We start from the raw sequence: 20,907 nt of genomic DNA, 5'->3' as shown, positions 1-20,907 counted from the left end.
ACCACACACTTTTATGACAATAGATGATTTGGATCCTGCTGGCACTTATACCTATGAAGATTATCTTCAATGGACTTTTGAGGAGCGTTTGGAAATTATAAAAGGAAAGATTTTTAAAATGTCTACTGCACCGGCGAGACGGCATCAGGATATTTCTTTCAAAATCGGTAACAGACTTTACAACTATTTACAAAATAATAGTTGTAAAGTTTATATGGCACCTTTCGATGTACGTTTAACTCCTTTAAAACGAAACGCAAAACCTAATCAGGTTTATACCGTCGTTCAGCCAGATATTTCGGTAATCTGTGATCTTGAAAAACTGGATGATCAGGGCTGTAATGGTGCGCCCGATTTAATTATTGAAATTCTTTCTCCGGGAAATTCCAAAAAAGAAATGAAAGATAAATTCGAAGTTTATCAGGAAAACGGCGTAAAAGAATACTGGCTGGTTGACCCAACGGAAAAGGCGATTTTTATTTATGTGCTTAATGAAGCAGGTGTTTTTATTGGTTTAAAACCTTTAATCGAAGAAGAAATTCTGACTTCCTCGGTTTTGCCTGGGTTTGAAATGTTGGTAGGTGATATTTTCGCTGATTAATTATTTTAATTTTAAATCATACCACTGAATATCTTTCAGCGGGGCACGGCGGGAAACCATTTGAACCGGCGCATAATTCTTTTCAAGATAATCCAGTACCTGTTTTTCAGTATCACCCAGTTCCCACAAATTATGATTCGCCTGCATCCAGCGGATCTTTTGTTTCCATCCGTCTCTTGTAAAATGATTCGCCATAATCAATTTTGTAGAATGACAACCTGTACACTGCGCTTTCACCATATACAAGTTTTCATCAACGATCAGTCCTGTTTCAGGATCTTTTTTTGTGGTATCTGATAATGAGATGCGGGAAAGCTGAGAAATATTCTTCTTCGGAATTTCACTATCAGCGTCTCTGCGAAAAGAGCTTAATGTGATTCCTAAGACGAGAAAAATGATAAATATTATTTTTATTTGATTGGATGAATTTTTCATAATTTGATTCTTAACCAACTTTCACAGCAATTCTTTCACACGCATTATTAAGATATCCTCCCGGATTCCAGGATGGAATCACCATCGGTTGAGAAACGCCTGCGTCGTCAGTTGCTTTCACCCAAACTTCATAATAACCTTTAACGGGGAAATTGATACTTGCATTCCAATGCTGCCAGGCGAAACGGTTGACGGGTGCTTCGAGTTTGCAATTTTGCCAGGTAGCTCCAAAATCAATGGACACTTCTACTAGCTTAACGGATTTATCACCAGCCCAGGCATGTCCGCGCACGGGTAAAATTTCTCCGGAAGTAATGACGGCTCCGGTTTTTGGAAAAGTGATCATTGACTTAACTGGCATGGATTCGATGATCCGGAAAAATTCATCGGTAGTAGGAATTTCAGTGCCGGGCGGAACCGGATTTTTAGGCATTTTGTAACTATGGCCTTCCATTTTTGCACCGTCGTGTACTTTATTACGAACAGAAATCCGGCTTAGCCATTTTCCCGAAACGGACGCTGGCCACCCGCCAATAACCAAACGTAAAGGGTAGCCGTGAAATTCCGGAATATCTTGTCCGTTTAACTGCCAGGCAATTAAAGTTTCATCTTCCATGGCTTTGGCAATAGGCACACCTCTTGAAATAGCTTCCTTTTTCGGATCTCTGCTGAGATGCAGGTCTTTACCGTGATAGCCAATATAAACGGCATCACTTTTTATCCCAACATCTTTTAGAATATCTTTTAGCTTTACACCAGTCCATTCTGCACAATGCACGGCGCCTTGTCCCCACTGATTTCCGGATGTCGCAGGATAATAGCCCGAACGTCCGTTTCCACCACATTCCAGGGTTAGCTGATAAGTATGATGCTTGAATTTCTTTTTTAATTCTTCAAGAGAATAAGTTTTTGGTGCTGTAACGGATTCTCCGTCAATGGTTAAAGTCCAGTTTTTGACATCAATAGTTTCCGGGATCAGTCCATTATTGCGGATGAACATTTTGTCAACAGGCGTAATACGGTCATCCAGAAGATTAAGCGGAGATTCTACATTCCAGGGTTTGTCGCCCTGAACGATCATATCAATATTTTTGCCTTTTAAAGCATCTTTTTCTCCAAATCCAATGGGCAGGTACTTCCTTGGTAATTTGTCTGCAAAAACAATTTCACTACCCAAAGTGGTTGCTATGGCAGCAAGACTGGTTTTTTTTAAGAAACCGCGTCTGTTAAAATATGACTTCATAGAATCCGATACTTACTGTAAAAATAACAGGGTCAATTTAGCACAAACCTCGTAAGTAAAAGTAATTAAACCTTAAAAATTACTCAAAAAAAGGCCATCCTACCTAAGGACGGCCTTCTATTGATTAAAGAAAAATAGCGTGTTTCACTGATTTTGAACTTTCACTCTCACTAGTCGTGCATGTATATGTTCAACAGGGAAGGGATGTACTAATTCAAATTTTATTTTATAGGAAAAGTCCTGCAATAGCAAGAACCTGATCTTTTGTAAGTGGTTCGTCAAATGCTTCGGTGATTGCAGCATCTGATTTTCCAGCAAGTCCCGTAAGATTAACACCACCTTGGGTTTTGTTGTCATCACCTGCATATACTGCTGCCGGTGATCCTTCTGCATTGGTGATCCATGATTTTATTGCTGCGTTACCCGTAGCAGCACTAAGCAATTTACGCACAATCGATGCATGTCTTGCTTCAACTGAATGAACCTGCAATGCATATTGTAACAGATCAGGGTCGCCCATCAGTCCGCCAGCTTGTCCTTTGTATGCTCTTACCCCTGTATCTTCCAAAGCGTGGGAAACGGTAAGGAATGTTTTATAGTCTGAGAAAACGGTTGCAAAAGCACCTTTACCAGTAAAGTCAAAAGTTGGTTTTGCAACAGCTTTTGCTCCTAACGCCCCTTTTAGGAAAGCAACGTGTTGTGTTTCGTGTTTACCAATTTGAGCAAAAATTGCTTTGTCAGTGTCAGGAATAAGTCCTGCTGTACCGTTTGCCATTTGGTAAAAACCATCTTCCAGGTATTCCAGCGTTAAAGCAAAATTTAATATATCAATTGCACCGGCAGATTGCGCATATGCTTTGTTAACGATTGAAGCAAAAGCAGTAGGAACAGCTACTGCGGCAAGTTTGCTACCAATTTTGCTCATAAAATGACGGCGTGTAGCATGTTCCAAACGGCCCACTGAATCACCATCTATTTTTTGAATTTCATCTAATATTTTGAAAATGTCCATATCGGTCAAAAGTTGAAGTCTGTTGGGAAATTATTTAGGTAAGTTAGCTCCGCTAAGCTTGGTTTTTACGTAAGGCTGAACCGCAGCAAGGATTGTTGCCGAAGCAGTCGCTTTGTCCAAACCATTGGCATCGATTTGCGTATCGCTTGCGAAATCAGCTGTTTTTGGTGTTATTAAGTCGCTTATCGCAGCTGCATGACGGGCTTCTACAGAAACGATCTTTCCTGCCAAAAGCAAATAATCTGCTGATTTAATAAACTTACCAGCGCCGTTATAAGCTGCAACTCCTGTATCTTCAAAAAGTTTTGCTGCGCCAAGTACTGCTGCACGGCTTGTGAAATCGATTTTTGAAAAATCTACTTCAAGTCCCGGAATGATCTGTGTAGGTGCGGCAGCTGTAAGAGCGGCTTTGAAGAATTCTCTGTGAATAACTTCGTGATCGCGGATATCAGTTAAAATTGTTGTTTCAGCAGCAGTGATTCCTGTGTATGGTGTTTTTACAACTTGTTCGTAAAATGCAGCTTCCAATTGTTCAAGAGCATAAGCGTAGTTAAGAATACCAACATCACCTGAACCAAGATCTACTGTACCAGTGGCAGGAGTAGTTGGGGTTACAGTATCATCATCATCTTTACAAGCTCCAAGCGCAAGGGTTCCTACTGCCGTTGCAACACCTGCTGAGCGCAAGAATAGTCGTCTGTTAAGAACTGATTTCTGGCCGTCCTTTTCAGAATCGTTTGTTGAAATTTTATTTTTGATCATAGCAATTAAAGGTTACGATTTCCTTTCGCCCGTCGAAAAGATTATTTGAAAAACCTACGCCATTAATTTGTCTTTAGATCAATCGATATTAAAAAAGGTATGATTTATTTACTATTTATCATGTTTCTATTTTGTGATCATCAGTTACTACCGCAGATAAAAAAGCCCCTGAACGAAATTCAGAGGCTTTTTGTATTAAATTATGTGTTTTTACGTAGTCTATTGTTTGATTACTTTGTGAGAAATCACAGCTCCGCTTTTACTTACCATTTGTACCACATACAGACCTGCTGAAAGGTTCTGGACATTGATTTCATTGCTAGGCGTCGCAGAAGATTGATAAACAGTTCTTCCATTCGCATCGAAGATTTTTACGTTTTTTACCAAACTAAAATCATCCGTTTTAATGATCAGTTTTTCTGCAACCGGATTCGGATAAAATGATGTTATAAGATCCGAAGAGAATGTCAGAGACTGAATTCTGCTGTATGCAAAAGTAGCATCTCTATCGATCATTTTCAGACGGTACAGGTTTTCTCCATTCAGGGGCTTGGCATCTGAAAAAGTATAATTTTTCAGAGAAGTACTTTCGCCATTGGATTTTTGTGTTCCGATCAAATCCCAGTTTTTTCCATTTAGGCTCCTTTCGATCTCAAAACGGTCGCTATTGGTCTCCGCAGTCGTTGACCATTTCAATTGGGCTACCTGGCCTTCTTTTGTGGCGGTAAAGGAGGTTAGGGTTACCGGGAGGGCTCCGTTTGTGCTTCCATACAATGCTTGGTTATTACTTTCTTGCGAATTGTCTATATCAAATCCAGCAGATGGAATAACGTTTGCATTAAAGCCATCACCATTGTTTGCAGATGCTTGTGCGGGAGTTGACGCGGCGTTAATAGTTCCTGGAATACTTATCGGCCCTCCAATTGTAGTAAATGGATCTGGTTTTCCTGGAATTACCTTATTTTGAGTTCCTAAAATTGTCCATGTGTTATTTGCTTCCAAGGTTGCGGTCCAACTGAAAAAGTCAGCTCCTGCGCCAGTCACTGTTGGAACATTACCTGTCAAGTTAGGTGTAATTTTTACCAAAGTAAAAGAAATATACGTTGGATTACCTGCATCAAAAGGAATTGGAGTAGTTGAATTATTCTGAAATCCAATTGCTACCGTAACCGGACCACCCACCAGGCCCGGACTTGGAGAAACACTCGGTGAAGTTATTTTGGGATCTTGTGCATATGCTAGTGTTACCAAAAGTAGATAAATGCAAGTTATTAAAAACGCTTTCATAATGTTTGAATGTTTAGCTTGTTATAAACCAGAATTTAAGTTTACGGTTTCTCCGTCTCTGTTGTTGGATGTATTAATCTCTCCACCGGAACCATCAAATATGGTTACACTAATATTTTCTTTACCAGAAACTCCATTTGAATTGTAAATTATCTCAAAGCCAAAAGCGGAAGAAGAATTATTTAAAGGAGGCGTTCCAGTATATTGGAATACATAATCGGATCCAGTTTCAGAAATAAATGTCCAATTACCATTTTGCACTGGTAAGCCTCCCGATGTTGTCTGGCTAGCATTATATGTGCTAAGTGAATAGTTAGCACTTTTAGGTACTGTTACATAAATCGGAATAGAGGTAGTTGAAACTGAATTTATCTCTCTCACAAATACTCTACCTGAAATTGATACCCCATTTCCTATTATAACTGAGGGGGTAATTCTGAAGGTTACCGTTAGATCCGGGAATTGGGGATTCACCAAAACATGCAGCGTAGCCATCGCACAAGCAGAAGGCGTACCGTTATCACAAGTTGTGTAAATGAAGTCGACCGGTCCGGTTATACCTGATGCAGGAACAAAAGTAAAGCTTCCGTCGGCCAGCAAAGTAAAGACACCTTTTGCATTGGTAATGCTTTGGGCCGTTACTGTATTAGTATTTCCTTCGGGATCCGTATCGTTTGTAGAAACGTTACCCGTTGCGGTGATACCTGCAGCTGTGCTTACGTAGTCATCAGCTGCATGCGTGGTATTGGTAGCACCCGGTTGTTTTACCGTTAAGTACACCGTCGCCGTAGCACAAAGGTTTGTTCCAGGAGTTTCGCATACGGTGTAAGTGAACATATCCTCTCCATAATAACCAGCAGTAGGTGTATAAACCACATTTCCTCCAACCACAGAAACAGTTCCGTGTTCAGGCGTAGTAGGTGTAGGGTCACCAAGTGTTCCGCCCGTATTGCCAGGACCGTCATTTGCTTTCACATTGATCGTTACGGATCCAGGATTTGTCGGAGCACCGGTTACTACAGCGATGTCAGTGTTAGCGACTGGTTTATTTGTAGTTTTTGTGGGATCGGTTACGGTGATAACAAGAGGAACTGAGGTACAGCCAAGATCCGGAACACAAACAGGAACGAGATAAGTGTAAACGCCAACCGTAGTTGCGGTAAATGTATAAGTTCCATCCGTATTCAACGTAAAAGTTGCTCCGGTAGGGTTACCTGCATCAGCCGTTGCTGTGGGCCCATAAGTTGTACCTGTTGGTACCTTATCGTTTGTACTGACATTACCCGGAACCGGCACGTTGATCTGAGTTACGTTGAAATCAGGATTATAAACAACATTGCAACTTAGTGCGCCACCGCTTACCGCACCTCTTGTATCAACAAAAGCTCCATAAACATTCGCAACATTCACGACACTAGCCAGTGCAGCAAAGCTTATTCTGATTTCATCAAATGGTTTTGTTGTTACAAAGCTTGGGTTGATTACAGTACCTGTTCCAACCGTTACAATATTTAGCAGGTTAAGGTTAAGCAGGGCGGCACCAGACTTAGTTTCCTGCAAAGTCCCGTTGTTGTAGGTTTGAATCGTAATAGAGTTAAGGAGATCCAGCTCAACAAGGTTGTTTACATTTCTGATTGTAAAACCAGCCGTAGTTCCGCTGGGATAAGTAGAAATCGGATCTAAAACGGAAATTGAAGCACTTGCACCAACGTTGGCAACAACGGAAACTTGTGCAAAGTCAGTTTTTGAAGCAGTGATCACGTTCCATGCATCTTTTACATTACATAATGCACAAACTGCACCTGAAACTCCTGTTCTGGCAGTATTAATTACCACCGGGAAATCGGGTTGGGTAAGCAGGTAGCTGTTGTTACAAGCAATGGTACCCTGGCATAACTTATCGAAAATGGCACCGTAGATTTTTATATTACCAAGATCAGCACCTGCCAGCTGGTTAAAAGTGATTTTAACCTCGTCATAAGATACTGTTGAAACAAGTCCTACAATCTGGCGGCTTGTTCCGGTCAGCAAAGAAGAAGCTGCGCCAACAATCAGGGCATCGCCGGTTCCTGTCTGTACCAATGCACCATCGTTATATAGTGAAATCGTGGCATTGCTTAAAGCTCCTGCGGACAAGAGCGTTGTCGTCTCAACGTCAAAACCTGCAAAAGAAGTAGCAGCGTAAGTATCAATAGCATTAGCTACGGCAAATGTACCTGAGCTCGCAACACCCGTGGTTAAAACAATTGTAGCTGCGCTTTCAGGATCACCATCTATTGCATTTCCTGAATTATTAACTGTACATGCTACACAGGCAATGGAATTAATACCTGTATTTTTTGCGTCTATAAAAACAGGAGAGCCCGGATTCGTCAGGCTTGTCAAGGTGTTACAAATAAGTGGATCTCCGGCACAGAATCTTGTAAAAACAGCGCCAAAAACTTGTGTTGTACCAACGTTTACACCAACGGTCTGGCTGACAGTTAATTTAACTTCATTAAAAGGAAGCTTAGTCAAAAATCCAACCACTTGCCTGCCAGTTCCACTTAATAAGGGAACAGAAGCTCCTGCCGTCGTACCATTTTCAAAGAAGTCACCCGTTGGTATACCGTTAAAATAAGTTTCAATACGCAACCCTCCTAATACGGAAAGACCTGCTAATGCGGGGCTATTGATATCAAATCCAGCAAATGTTCCGGCAGGATACGTGGTAATAGCGTCTCTTACAGAAATGCTGCCCGAGCCACCTACACCAGCCAATAAGGCAATTTCTGCATATGTGGCTGGATCAGAATCAATTGCATTCTCTGTATTATTTACAGATCCAACCGAAATTCCTGTTACACCGGTATTTGATCCGCTAATAAAAACAGGATATTTGCCAAGTCCGCTTGTCAGTGATGTTGGTGTATTACAAACCAGGGCCGGTCCTGCGCAGAATGTTTCAAATACAGCGCCATAAATTCTCGTTGTTCCAAGATTTGTACCAGTAAGATTCAGGGTGATTTTTACTTCGTCAAATTCTTTTGTGGTTATGAACCCTATTTTTTTGCGCGTATTTCCTGAAAGAAGTGAAGTCGAAAGTGAAAGTAGACCGTTTCCTGAGAAGCTTTCTTCCGCGGTGGTATTTCCATCCTTGTAAGTAGAGATGGTTAGGCCTCCCAGTAAATTTGCCTGTAGCGCAGAAGTATTCTGAATATCAAAACCGGCATAGGTACCGGCTGGATAATTTGTTAATTTATCCTGGACAGAAAGGCTTGCATTTCCGCCAACACTGAGCAGAAATGCAATTTCTGCGTAAGAAGCAGGATCACTGTCAACAACATTGATTGGATTATTTACAGAGCCTATGGATATTCCGGATACGCCTGTATTGGCGGTATTAATTATGGCAGGAAAAGTTGGCGCAGCCAATGAAGTGGGTGTGTTGCATGCTAGTGCATTAGCTGGAGCTGCGCACAATTTTTCAATAATTGGATAGTAAACGTCTACTGATCCTATTATCGCACCAGTATATGTAAAACGTATCCGGTCAAAGTTTTTGGTAGTGTAAAATCCTAATTTAGAAATTCCACTTGCTATATCCCCAGAAACAAGCGACGTAGTTGTTTTACTTTCCTGTTCATCATTTCCAAGATAGGTAGTTATTGTTGCTGCTCCAAGGGTAGAAGACAAGGTGCCGATTCCAACAGCAAATCCAGCAAAGGATCCACTTGGATATTCATTGGTATTTACGGCATTGTTATCTTTTACTTGTATCCACCCGGACCCTCCAATAATAAAACTGAAATTTGAAGAATTGATGAGGCTGGCATCAGTGATTCGCCCCTTATTCGAAAATTCATCTGTTGAAACAATAGTTTGACTGGATGTTACTGTCAAATTGTTAAATGCAGATACTGTAATCGGCATAAATGTGTTACAAGTTGCACCACCAACCTGAGCCATTGCATCCATTGGTAGTGATACTGTAAATAATACGTACAAAATGGTGAAAATCCACGCGTACGCCCTGCCTCTCGCGAAGGCGATTGAATTTAAAAAAGATTTCATGGTTTCTATATTAGAGCGTTAGAGGGATTGGAAACAGGGGTTTTGATTTGAATAGATCCAAGGACAATAGCCTGAGCTTACCCGCTGCCGGATATAGAAAAAACGATTCAATTTGGGGGGAAATGTGACGAAGTGATACACCGGGAACCCAGTGTACAATCTTTCTTCGCATACGGAAGATAGAAATGTTCATGATTGTATTATTATAGTGAGAAATATTTAGTAAAAGCGCATTGAATCGGACGTACCTCTGACAGTCAGGTTAAACGTGTGTTTTAACCTGTTATCAAAAAGTAGTTATCAGTAAAGTTTATTGCAAACTTGTGGGGGGCGAACAACATTGGAAATATGAGTATGCTAAAGGGGCGTGGCCCGGATAACTGTCATATTTCCCGCGACTGTTGATACGAGGGATTGGTAGTGATGTGTATTTCATATTGTATACTATGTATGGTGAGAAATATGTTATTCGCTTCTAGAGAAAAGAATCAGATATGAAATATCATTCAATAAACTTATAGCCATATATACAAAGATTCAATATCTTCATACTATTTAAACCACCGTCGATAGACAGTCATGTTTGGGGCCATATGTTATTTTTTCCTTTCCTTCGTTTTTTTAAATTTAGTATCTTCTAATCATTGTGGAGTACTGGCATTGATTGATTACAGACCAGATGTAAAGCCAGCAAGTTTGTAATAATACGGCAGCTTATATGGGTAAGGTGGTTTCAACGACTGATAATCTGCATAACACTTTCTAAGTCATTGTTTTTATTAATTTAAGGTAACATTTCATTGTATTACTTGCCAATTAAATAACAGATTACGAATATCAAACTAGTGTAATTTCTCTAAGTACTATATTCTATCATAAACATAGTAAAATTTCTACAATAAACTAACAAGTTATTGTAAATTTTCACTAAAAATATATTTAGTGGTTAAATAGCCCATTGACATGAAAAAAATATTCAAATATTGAAGGATTTTTCCTGGGACTATAATGAAACGAGAAAGGATGGGATAAGGTAGGCTAAGATTAAATATATGACCTCACTTAAAACTAATTTTATATAAATTATTCTTTTTGTATAAAAAAAGCATCAAAAAGAAAAGTTCAGTATAAATTATACCTTACTTTTTTTTTGATGCTTGTACCGAAAGGGTACCGAATTTTGAGATAACGTTGAGTAAAAGTTTTTGTAATATTTTTAAAATTTAATGTGTAAAAATACCTTATGCTGAATGGAGTTTAAATTGACTGATTACCTAATAAAAAGTAATATTTATTCTACGACAATTGGCTAAAAAACTTCGTTGTAAATATAAAAAATATTTGTAATTATATCAAAGGTATTGTCAAAAAAATATAATTTTTTTGTTTTTCGAACAGGCATTTGTAAAAGTTAAAGGTAATTTCAACGTTGAAACTCAATAGAATATCAAATTTATTTCATAATTTCTATTATAATTACTAATTACAAGTTGTATTTATTGCAATTTTAATGTTTTTTGTGCTTTAACTTTCTTATTTCCAGTCAATTGAGTTTGAGATTTTTTAATTTCAAAAAATATTGTCTGGTTACCTGCCTATCATTAAAAAAAAGTCCCCAAAAAATATTTGTCAAACAAAATTAATAAGATCATGAAAAAACTAAGAATGGCGGCCGCAGCCTTTTCAGTTGTATTAATAATGTCTTTATCTTTTTCCTATTCATTTGCCAGTAGAGGTGTAGAAGTTTTTGTACAAGATAAAATGTCGGTAAAACCAGAGGATTTACCAGAGCCGATTAAATCCACACTTTCAGCCGGCGCGTATGCAGGTTGGGAAATTACCGAAGCCTTTCTCATTACGAAGCCTGATAAGACTCAGTATTTCGAGATTATTGTAAAAAAGGGAAGTGAAATGTCAAAAATTAATCTGGATAAAGACGGCAGGAAGGTTGAATAGACGTTTTAAGAAAGAAAACGCCAAAAAGCCGCACATTCTCCGGCTTTTTGGCGTTTATTTTTGCAATTTTGCATTTCTGTAAATCGTTACTTAAAGAAATTTTTTACTATTTAATCCATTCTGCCTTATGGCTCATTTGCTGCTTGTTGAAGACGATACCACATTCTCTAAACTGCTAAGTAATTTTCTGGGCAAGCATGGCCATGAAGTGAAGGTTTGCTCAACAATATCAGGAGCCAAAGAAGCTATACGTTCCAATTCCGGCACTTCTAATGAGTATGCAGTGCTTATGCTGGATTATCGCCTGCCGGATGGAAATTCGCTTGATCTTTTAAAAGCACTAAGAGAAGAAGGTAACAGAACGCCAGCGCTGATCATGACCAGCTTTAATGATATCAGGACGGCAGTTACGGCCATGCAGAGTGGTGCATTTGACTATATTACCAAGCCTGTCAACCCCGAAGAATTGTTGATGGTGTTGAAAGAAGCGCTTAACAGAAAAGAAACTGTTTCAGTAAAAACAACCAAAAAACAAGAGAAACAGTCACTTGATTTTATTGAAGGAAGCAGCGCGATATCAAAACAGCTTTATGAGTACGTCCGGCTGGTAGCACCAACGGATATGTCAGTAATTATTCAGGGTGAGAGTGGGACGGGTAAGGAGCATGTTGCAAAATCTATTCACCGGTTGAGCAAACGTAGCGATGGCCCGTTTGTCGCTATTGATTGTGGTTCTCTATCAAAAGACCTTGCAGCCAGTGAACTTTTTGGGCACAAAAAAGGTGCTTTTACCGGTGCACTACAAGATAAAATTGGCCAGTTCGAAGCAGCTGATGGTGGTACATTATTTTTGGATGAGATCGGAAACCTCGGCTATGACGTTCAGATAAAATTGCTGCGCGCTTTGCAGGAAAGAATTGTGGTGCCTATCGGTAGTACAAATCCTGTTAAGGTTGATGTGCGCTTAATTGCAGCTACAAATGAAGATTTAATGGTGATTTCCCAGACGGGGGATTTTAGGGAAGATCTTTATCATCGTTTGAATGAATTTAAAATTCAGGTACCGGCACTTCGGGAAAGAGGCGAGGATCTTGCTGTTTTTATTCAGCATTTTGTTGATAAAGCAAATGAAGAATTAGGGAGGAATGTTCGTGAGATATCCGAAGAGGTAATGGGTATTTTTCAGAAATACGATTGGCCCGGCAATTTGCGTGAGCTCAATAATGTTATTAAAAGACTTATACTTTTGTCAAAAGATGAAATCGCCGATCTGAAAGCTTTACCACAGGAAATGATCACATCCATGGAAGCAATACCTGCCGCCTCAGTGAAACTGCCGGGAGGTTCAGACCTGAAATTGTTGCAGGAAACCCATGAAAAGGAAATGATTGAAAAGGTTTTGCAGGACGTTCGTTACAATAAAAGTAAAGCAGCCAAGCTGCTTAATATTGACCGCAAAACGCTTTATTATAAAATTGAAAAGTATCATATTGAATAGGAAAGGATTTTTCCGTCAATTTGTTCCATTAACAGATCAGCTTCTGCAACTGTTTCATACAGTTCAGAAGCTGTAATGCTTTCAGGGTTTTCTCTCAATGAGATTTCGATTTTCCTGAATTGGACTGAGATTTCCCGTGCTCCAATTTGTCCAATCCGTCCTGATAAACGGTGCGCTGTGGCGGTAACATTTTCAATATTATTCTTCGAAATCGAATCTTTTAATTCCAACAAATCATTTCGGGTATCGTTAACAAATTGTTCGAGAATTTCTTTCATTAATATTTCATCCCCAAAAGTCATTTCTTCCAATACACTGAAATCAGGTGCATAGGACAATTTTTCAGCGTTTTGAATACTTGCTGGACTGATAGGAATTTGTGCAGGCTGATTATTTGAATTCGCCTGTAACAAATCCAGGATTTCATTAGCATGGAAGGGCTTCATTAAAATTCCGTCAAATCCCATTTTCAGTAGTTGGCTTTGTTCTTCAGGCAAGGCCTGAGCGGTCAAAACATAGATCTTTACCGTTTTGGAAGCTACTTTTCTTAAACGCTGGCATAGTTCCGCACCATTCAGGCCTGGCATACGCATATCCGTAAGCACCACGGTTACATCTTCATCCCATTCTCTTGCCAGCACTTCCTCAGCAGATGTAAAACACTCGTGTGCAACATGATGTGTTTCCAAAACCGAAGCGCACCATTTCAAAATAAAAGCATCGTCATCAACAAGCCAGACTTTGTCAGTTATATTGTATGTTTTTTCCAGTGATTTGTCGGTGATTCCGGTAGGGGTTTCGCCTTTGGGGAAATCTGCATTAACTGTAAAAGTGGTTCCCTTGTTCAAAGTACTGTTTACTTCAATGGTTCCACCCATGGCGTCTACTAACGCTTTTACAATACTCAATCCCAAACCGGTTCCTCCAAAACGGCGTGCAATGGAAGGATCGGCCTGTTCAAACTGATTGAAAACACGATTAGTCTGCTCCTTTGATAATCCAATTCCGGTATCTTCGACTTCAAATTTTATAGCAACATTATTTTTTATTTCGGTATGCGTCACACTTAAAGTCACCTGACCTATTTCAGTAAATTTGATCGCGTTTGTCAGCAAATTGTATAAGATCTGACGAAGCCGGAACGGATCTCCTTTTAAATATACATCGACACCTAGTGTATTTTCCAAAGACAAAACCAATGATTTGGCAGTGGCTGTGGGGCGCAACATTTTCACAACCTCGTTGAGTAGCGGAGTGATCGCAAAAGTACGTTCCTCAAATGTAAACTGATCCGAAATAATACGGCTGTAATCCAGCACTTCATTTACCAGGTACAACAAATGTTCGGATGCAGAATGAAGCGTTTCGAGATCTTCCTTTTTCGGTTTTTCCTCTTTTTTCAACGCTTCCGTATAACCGATAATGGATTGCAGCGGAGTTCTTATTTCATGGCTCATGTTTGACAAAAAGCGCTGTTTGGCCATACTGTGGTACTCAGCTTCTTCTTTTGCCTCTTCCAATGCATATCGATATTTGCTGCTTCGGGTAATATCTGTAAAAATAAAATAAGCCAGTAAAGCGGTAAGAAAGAAAAAGCCGATCATAATGTATTCGATCTGGTTTATACTTTCTCCTACCATATTTTGGGTTTGCAGGCCATCTGTACTTGCCTGCCGGACGATCTCACCTTCAACCTCCTGCATTACATTGCGCAATTGACTTACTAATGCATTTCCCGCGGTAGTTAATTCATGTTCACGATTCACAAAACGGTCTGTTCGCGCGCGCTGCGATTTTTCAATAGCTTGCACCGCAACGCCAACTTGTTCAAATGTACTGTCTGCCCGTGCAACGGTGAGCGTATCAATATGTGATGTAACTTCCTCTTTTCTGACCACTTTTGGCATAGCGACCGGCGGAGCAGTTTTGACTTTTTTATTACCAAAAACCCGGTTGAAAAACCCTTTTTTACCTTCTGCCGGGTTAGCAGGAGCAACAGGCTCTGTGTATACTGTGGTTGTTGTGGTTCTTCTTTCGGTAGTGATTACTGTGCTATCAGGTTTCTTCCGTTTTTTGGTAGTTATAAGCCCGGAAATACTGTGTACTTCTTCCGAAAGTGCTTCGTTATTTACAAGTTTGGATCGAACTCTGACATAGTCACTATAAATACTATCCCTGGCAATGAGAATGCTTTTCATAGAGTCTATCCTTATGACTTGTAATGGCGTGTCACGGCAGAAGAAACTCAATGTATCCAGCGTACTGATGAGCTCCGCGGACTGATTTAGAAATTGCTGTCTGATAGAATCTTCTTTTTCGGGAAGGGGTCGTGCATTTTGTAATTGGTCCAGTAAAAGAATATCCTTAAAAACTTTATTGACGATGCGTAATTTTTCGCTTGGCGTGGAAAGGATTTCCAGTTTTTCAAGCATATTCTCAAAAGCGATTTTACTGACAATCCATGAAGATCCCAACGCAATGGCAGCCACGAAAAATCCTAGCAGCACTTTGCCTTTTACAGACTTTGTAAATGCTCTGTTTCTTTTTGAAGACATTATAAATTGACTATGGTATTGATTATTAACGCAATTTTGCGAAAAAAACGTTTAGTTTTTCAAAGAATGCATTTACCCTAGATTATTAGAATGAAGTTTTTTGTTTATATCAAAAAAAACAGGCCACCTCAATGAAGAAGTGACCTGCCAGCAATATATTCAGAATTGTTATTTTGCCAAAGAGTTAATCCAGGCAGCAATTTTCATGGCATCTCCTTTTGGAACTTGCGGCATTGGAGCCATTGGCGTTGCAAAATCAGGCCAGTTTTCTGGTTTTGGAGCGTAGATCAAATCAACGATTTGCTGGTTTGTATATTTACGTTTCGCTACATCAACATAAGCAGGACCAACTACTTTTTTATCTGTTGCATGACAAGCCAGGCATGTATTTTTAGTAAGCAATGGTTTTACTTCTTCCCAGGTTGGTGCTTTTGAAGCTGAGGCTGTTTTTGCCGGTGCAGCTTTTCCTTTTCCATCCGGAGAGATATGCTCCTTCACCGGTGCAGCTTCTGTTGCTTTTACATTTCCTGATCTTGATGTTTTCAAATCAGCAGATTTTAATTTCTCGCCATCAGGAATATTGTTCAATGTATAATATGCATCCGGGTGAACAAGTGACCAGTAATTTCCGGCAGCGCGTACGCCTTCAAGCTGAATTTTATGTACGTAATACTGACGCATTCCATCCAGAACAATTCTTACTTTTTTACCATCTTCAGATACTTTCACACCCTTTACATTCACTTCTTCCGTATTGATCGGAGGACTTCCGTATACAGGATAGTGTTTGTACAAATAGCTGCTCACTTTGTAAGAATCAAGATCTTCCGCAGATTTACGGTCAACCGGCATAGTGAATTCAATTTCAAAACCGTCTGGCTGCGCCTTTACAGTATACATTTCAAATGGCATTTTACCATTCCAAACCAAACGTTGCAAGCCTTGGTTGGCATCACCTGCTGAACCCCATCCACGGTTTGTTTCACCCACGAACATAGAACCATCTTTATCAAAAGCCATACGTAAAACACCCGACTGGAATCCACTGCGGAAACCGATTGAAGCACCCTGATATTCACCTTTTACTTTTTCAAGTACCAGACGCATGATATTACTTTGTCCCTGGTCACCAACAAAAACCTGACCTGTAAATGGACCGAAACCACCTTTTGTTTCATCCATGATCAATTCAGAAGTCGAAACTCCGTGAACACCATAAGGAAGCCAAACAGCCGGAAGCTGAACCATCGGGTATTTTTCTTTCAATTGATATAAAAACTGAGGTTCTTCTTTTCTCGTGTTTTCAGGTTTGATCGCACGGTCGTTTGAATCTCTTTCTTTACGGTTATCGCGTTCTGCGAAGAATTGTTTTTCGGTAAGTTTAACAGGAGAATTTGGTAATTCAGCCCATTTTAAACCAGCTGGATGTCCCATAAATCCACCTTTTTTCACAGGGAAAACTCCACCTGTACCCATCCAGTCACCCTGGTTGTCGGTATACCAAAGCTCGCCAGCCAACATACTGATACCGGCAGGTGAGCGAACACCTGTTGCGTAAGGCTCAAACTTTCCATCCGGTGTGATGCGGAAAATCCATCCACGGCCCGGAACACGGCTTTCGCCTCTCCACCATTCTTCGTCACCAAAGGCTACGTTTCCACTTACGAAAAAGCTTCCGTCCGGTGCCACTTTCGGGCCGAAAGAATACTCATGGTAGTGACCAGACAATGGCCAGGCGTAAAAGGTTTCGTAAACATCTGCTTTTCCATCACCATTTTTGTCGATCAACTTTGTCAACTCACCACGTTGTGCACAATACAAAACGCCGTCTTTGTAAGCAAGCCCAAGAATTTCGTGAAGACCTGTTGCGAATTTTCTGAAATATGGCGTGCGGCTCGTTGGGTTATCCACGATCCAAACGTCTCCGCGGCGTGTTGAAATCCCCAAAGATCCGTTTGGTAAAGTTGTCAAACCACCCACTTCCAAAACAATTCCCTCAGGAATCGGCGGCGTAATGATCTTGTAAAAATCTTCCTCTTTCGGCGATTCCTGAGCTTTTACCATCGGTAGAGCCGCCAAAATGATTAATGCTATTTGAGCAATTTTTTTCATCGTTATTATCAGCTTATAGCTTTGATTACTTTGATTTAGAATAATATGGCATATTTCAGATCACCATTTTTCACCGGAACGATCAGCTCCTGGTTTCCATTGACAGTTCTGATCTCAGGTTTCACCGTTTTGTCGGTAATCTGGATAAAGTACGATTTGTTGTTAACCGCATAAAGTCCTTCTGAAACTTTTTCGATTGAAGTGCCTTCTGCCAATTTCGCTACAAGATCTTTTACGGGATTGGCAACTTTTACTTCGCGTTCGAAATATTGGTTGTTTACAACTGAAAGATGGTCAGAAACCGGAGAACCAAATGCGATGTAGTTGAAGGTAGGCGCATCTGTGTCATCCAGTGAATATCCTTTTGGACGGTAGCCGCTTCCGGTAGTATCCGCAACCCAGGCAGATTGTCCGTTGATTTTTCCAAGCAGCATATCATTTCCTAAAAGCGTAACGCTGCCACGTGGACGGGAAGATCCATCTCCACGATCATGCCACATCGGCGTTGCATCAAGAAATTCTCCACGCCAAACCTGTAAAACTGCGCCTTTTTCAAGGTCATATGTATAATGTAGGTTTGAAGGACTTCCTACCGAAACTGCATGTACGATACGAGTATTTTTCGAAGTCGGCGTTTTTTTGAAATCCATGAAACTACGCATAACCGTATTGGTAGGAGCTGTAACAAGAATTGGATCCACGCCACCGCCTGTTGCGCCAGAGCTCAAAGTATTCAAAGAAGTTTCTCTGAAACCAGGACCAGAAACCCAAAGACCAAGGACCGGTTTCATCCAGCCTTCTGTTTTGTTGTTAAAAAGCTCAATGTTATGATCGCCGGCAGTCAGCGTAGTTTTTGCCTGGCGGAAGCTGTTGTTATCTTTTGATTCCAAAGGAAGAACATCTTTGCCGTCAATTTTCAGGTAAGAATTTCCCGCAGCTTGCAATCTGAAATTATATTCACCAGCAGTTGGTGCGTTATATTTTCCGTTATAAACAAAAGAGTAGTTGTTCGCTTCTTTCAAAATCTCCCAGGTAAGCGCGTCTGTCTTTCCTGATTCAGCTACTTTTTGTTTTGATAAATCTTCTTTGTCAGACAGATTTCCGTAATAAGTTTTGTAAGACAGGTCTGATAACGTTCCCGGCTTTTTGTCAAAATTATTGATCACAATATTTTTGATCGCCAGTGAGCCGTGGTCACCCTGAATACGGATAGGGCCCATCGGAACATCTTCGGCTGTAAGAGAACCACGTGTCGGGCCGCTCACTGCTACGTTTTCATGGATAAGAACGCCGTTCAAAATAATTTTCAGGAATACAGCGTTTGAAATTTTCTTTCCGGCGGCATCGAAACGCGGAGCCTGGTAAGAAATTTTAATATTTTGCCACAAACCAGGAGCTTTCGCTACATTAAAACGAGGCGCATATCCTTCGTAACCTTTTTCGCCTTCTGGTTTTGAATCATTCCAGCGTTCGTAAATTCCGCCGTTGTCGTTATATTTGGCAGTTTTTTTACCCCAGCTATCAAAAAGCTGAACTTCATAATTGCCTTGCAGATAAATACCTGAGTTAGATTCTTTTGTCAGCATAAAATCCATTTCAATATCTAAATCTCCGTGTTTGAAATTTGATATCAATTCATATTCCTGGCCATATTTTCCTTTTTCATGAAGAGAGGCTAAAACTCCTTTGCCAGGTTTGGTATTCAATACATTGACTTTGGAAATATCAACAGAGGCGTCACCTACAATTTTCCAATTGCCGGCTTTGTTCGTAAATGCGCTCAGGTCGTTCAGAGGAATAGCCTCCTGTGCAAAAGCGGATTGCACGGCTATCACTCCCAGACCCCAGGCGATAAATTGTAAAAAGAAACTGTTAGGTTTAAACATACAAAAAGTAAGCTTAATAGGTTTATAGATAAAAAGAGGTACAAATTACGATATAAGAATTGGGAAAATCACATTTCTTTTCTGCTGAGAAAACATTTCCTTGCCATTTTAACACACTATTTCATAATGCATAAGGAAAATTTCAGGTTGAATAATTATCAATCTTAATACTTCTTAAATTCAAAATACGACTAGTCTGAACATTTACAGATCCAACTTGCAGTTTTTGGAATGAACCGCGGTTGGATCTGCCGGAAAAAGCTAAACGTTAGGAATAATTATATCTGGATGATTTTTGTCAATCTTTTCAGGAGAATTTGGTGTGCGATTTGTATTTCAACACTAAATCGGTTTAGCAAACTTACTCAGATATTAATAATTTTTCAATAGCAAGTTGTAAAATTTCATTTTAGGGGTAAGAATTTTAAGAAGCAGTTTTTGTTGAAGAATCCCTGATAATCAGTTCTGCGGGAAGAATAATTTCATGAATAGTGGTATCATTTTCTTTTAAAGCGTTCAGCATAAGCCTGATAATCTGGTTGGAAAGTTCAGGGACCGGCTGTGCCACAACGGTGATAGACGGACTGTAAAATCTAAAAAGATCATGATCATCAAAAGAAACAACGCCAATATCGTTCGGGATATTTAGATGCTGTCTTTTGATCGCCTGTAAACCCCAGACACCGATATAGTTGGTAGAAAAGAAGATGGCGTCAATTTCTTTATTTGTATCTAAAAAAGAAGCGATCTCGCTGACATTATTTTCGGACGTATCGTAGAAATTTAGTTTTTTGACAAAGGTTTTGAGACCGGAATCGATTACGGCCTTTTCATAACCAGCCAACCGATCCGCCATTTGAGTCTGATCTGAATTAATCGTTACAAAAGCAATATTTTTAAAACCGTTTTTAATCAAATGATTAATCGCCAAACAAGTGCTGTCCAGATTTTCGATCCCGACATAATTGCATTTTAATTTTGGTAGATTTCTGTCAATTAAAACGACAGGGATTTCTTCATTGATGAGTAATTGTATTTCATTTTCAATGCCTTCGGGAGGTGTGATAATATAGCCATCGATTGATCTGTCGCGGAAAAGCCGGATGAGTTCCAAAGCTTTTTCTGTCTTGTTGTCGGTACTGCAATAAATGATCCGGTAGCCCTGGCTATGCGCTTCTTCTTCGATCAATCTTGCAACCTGGGCAAAAAGTAAGTTATTTGAAATATCTTCAACCATCAGGCAAATGATTTTCGATTTGCCGGTCCGCAATCCCTGAGCCATCATATTAGGTTTGAAATTTACCTCTTCGACAAACTTCAAAACCTTTTCTGTAAGCGCTTCACTAATTCTTTTTTCCTTGGCCTTACCGTTCAGAATAAAAGAAACTGTCGTGATCGATATTCCTAATTCTCTTCCGATATCCCGTATGGAAAGTTTTTTACTCATTGTAATTTGGGGCGGACGTTAATTGTATCAAACTAAAAATTCATTGGAAACGTAGTTTCC

At 39.9% G+C, this 20,907-nt stretch carries 13 protein-coding genes; 3 read left to right on the top strand and 10 right to left on the bottom strand.

All coding sequences use genetic code 11. From position 1 onward, the window contains the following. Positions 1 to 13: 13 nt before the first annotated feature. Entirely contained in the window at positions 14 to 601 is a 588-nt protein-coding gene (locus FZF08_RS20705) for a Uma2 family endonuclease (RefSeq protein WP_159472598.1), read from the top strand. On the opposite strand, the gene FZF08_RS20700 is transcribed toward FZF08_RS20705, so the two are convergent. From FZF08_RS20700 to FZF08_RS20675, 6 genes are all read right to left on the bottom strand, one after another. Next, positions 602 to 1,036 carry a hypothetical protein gene (locus FZF08_RS20700; RefSeq protein WP_159472595.1) on the bottom strand — a complete coding sequence of 145 codons (435 nt, stop codon included), beginning with the start codon at positions 1,034 to 1,036 and terminating at the stop codon, positions 602 to 604. A 10-nt stretch (positions 1,037 to 1,046) separates the two neighbouring features. After that, entirely contained in the window at positions 1,047 to 2,279 is a 1,233-nt protein-coding gene (locus FZF08_RS20695; RefSeq protein ID WP_159472592.1) for a sulfite oxidase, read from the bottom strand. 226 nt (positions 2,280 to 2,505) lie between these two features. After that, entirely contained in the window at positions 2,506 to 3,291 is a 786-nt protein-coding gene (locus FZF08_RS20690; protein WP_159472589.1) for a ferritin-like domain-containing protein, read from the bottom strand. Between the two features lie 30 nt (positions 3,292 to 3,321). Continuing rightward, positions 3,322 to 4,053, bottom strand: a complete 732-nt coding sequence (locus FZF08_RS20685) for a ferritin-like domain-containing protein (protein WP_159472586.1) — start codon at positions 4,051 to 4,053, stop codon at positions 3,322 to 3,324. A 219-nt stretch (positions 4,054 to 4,272) separates the two neighbouring features. Then, positions 4,273 to 5,340: a T9SS type A sorting domain-containing protein gene (locus FZF08_RS20680; RefSeq protein ID WP_159472583.1), complete on the bottom strand. Its 1,068-nt coding sequence runs from the start codon at positions 5,338 to 5,340 to the stop codon at positions 4,273 to 4,275. A gap of 21 nt (positions 5,341 to 5,361) precedes the next feature. Next, positions 5,362 to 9,393, bottom strand: coding sequence for an S-layer family protein (locus FZF08_RS20675; RefSeq protein WP_159472580.1), 4,032 nt, complete (start codon positions 9,391 to 9,393; stop codon positions 5,362 to 5,364). A 1,650-nt stretch (positions 9,394 to 11,043) separates the two neighbouring features. Between FZF08_RS20675 and FZF08_RS20670 the strand changes: the two genes are divergently transcribed. Further along, positions 11,044 to 11,349: a hypothetical protein gene (locus FZF08_RS20670; protein ID WP_159472577.1), complete on the top strand. Its 306-nt coding sequence runs from the start codon at positions 11,044 to 11,046 to the stop codon at positions 11,347 to 11,349. Positions 11,350 to 11,476: 127 nt separating this feature from the next. Further along, positions 11,477 to 12,847: a sigma-54 dependent transcriptional regulator gene (locus FZF08_RS20665; RefSeq protein WP_159472574.1), complete on the top strand. Its 1,371-nt coding sequence runs from the start codon at positions 11,477 to 11,479 to the stop codon at positions 12,845 to 12,847. Here FZF08_RS20665 and FZF08_RS20660 read toward each other — a convergent pair. From FZF08_RS20660 to FZF08_RS20645, 4 genes are all read right to left on the bottom strand, one after another. Then, the gene (locus FZF08_RS20660) at positions 12,835 to 15,402 is read right to left on the bottom strand and encodes an ATP-binding protein (protein WP_159472571.1); all 2,568 of its coding nucleotides are present in this window, start codon (positions 15,400 to 15,402) and stop codon (positions 12,835 to 12,837) included. The two genes, FZF08_RS20665 and FZF08_RS20660, sit on opposite strands and share 13 nt — an antisense overlap. A gap of 168 nt (positions 15,403 to 15,570) precedes the next feature. Beyond that, complete coding sequence (locus FZF08_RS20655; protein WP_159472568.1) at positions 15,571 to 17,514, bottom strand: hypothetical protein; 1,944 nt, start codon at positions 17,512 to 17,514, stop codon at positions 15,571 to 15,573. Positions 17,515 to 17,549: 35 nt separating this feature from the next. After that, entirely contained in the window at positions 17,550 to 19,400 is a 1,851-nt protein-coding gene (locus tag FZF08_RS20650; RefSeq protein ID WP_229216618.1) for a family 16 glycoside hydrolase, read from the bottom strand. Between the two features lie 424 nt (positions 19,401 to 19,824). After that, positions 19,825 to 20,847, bottom strand: a complete 1,023-nt coding sequence (locus FZF08_RS20645) for a LacI family DNA-binding transcriptional regulator (protein ID WP_159472565.1) — start codon at positions 20,845 to 20,847, stop codon at positions 19,825 to 19,827. Positions 20,848 to 20,907: the final 60 nt, after the last annotated feature.

Origin of the sequence: Dyadobacter sp. 3J3 (genome assembly GCF_009801115.1) — a bacterium.
Classification (GTDB): domain Bacteria; phylum Bacteroidota; class Bacteroidia; order Cytophagales; family Spirosomataceae; genus Dyadobacter.
The sequence above is the reverse complement of the archived record's forward strand: the minus strand, read 5'-3'. Positions and strand labels throughout refer to the sequence as shown.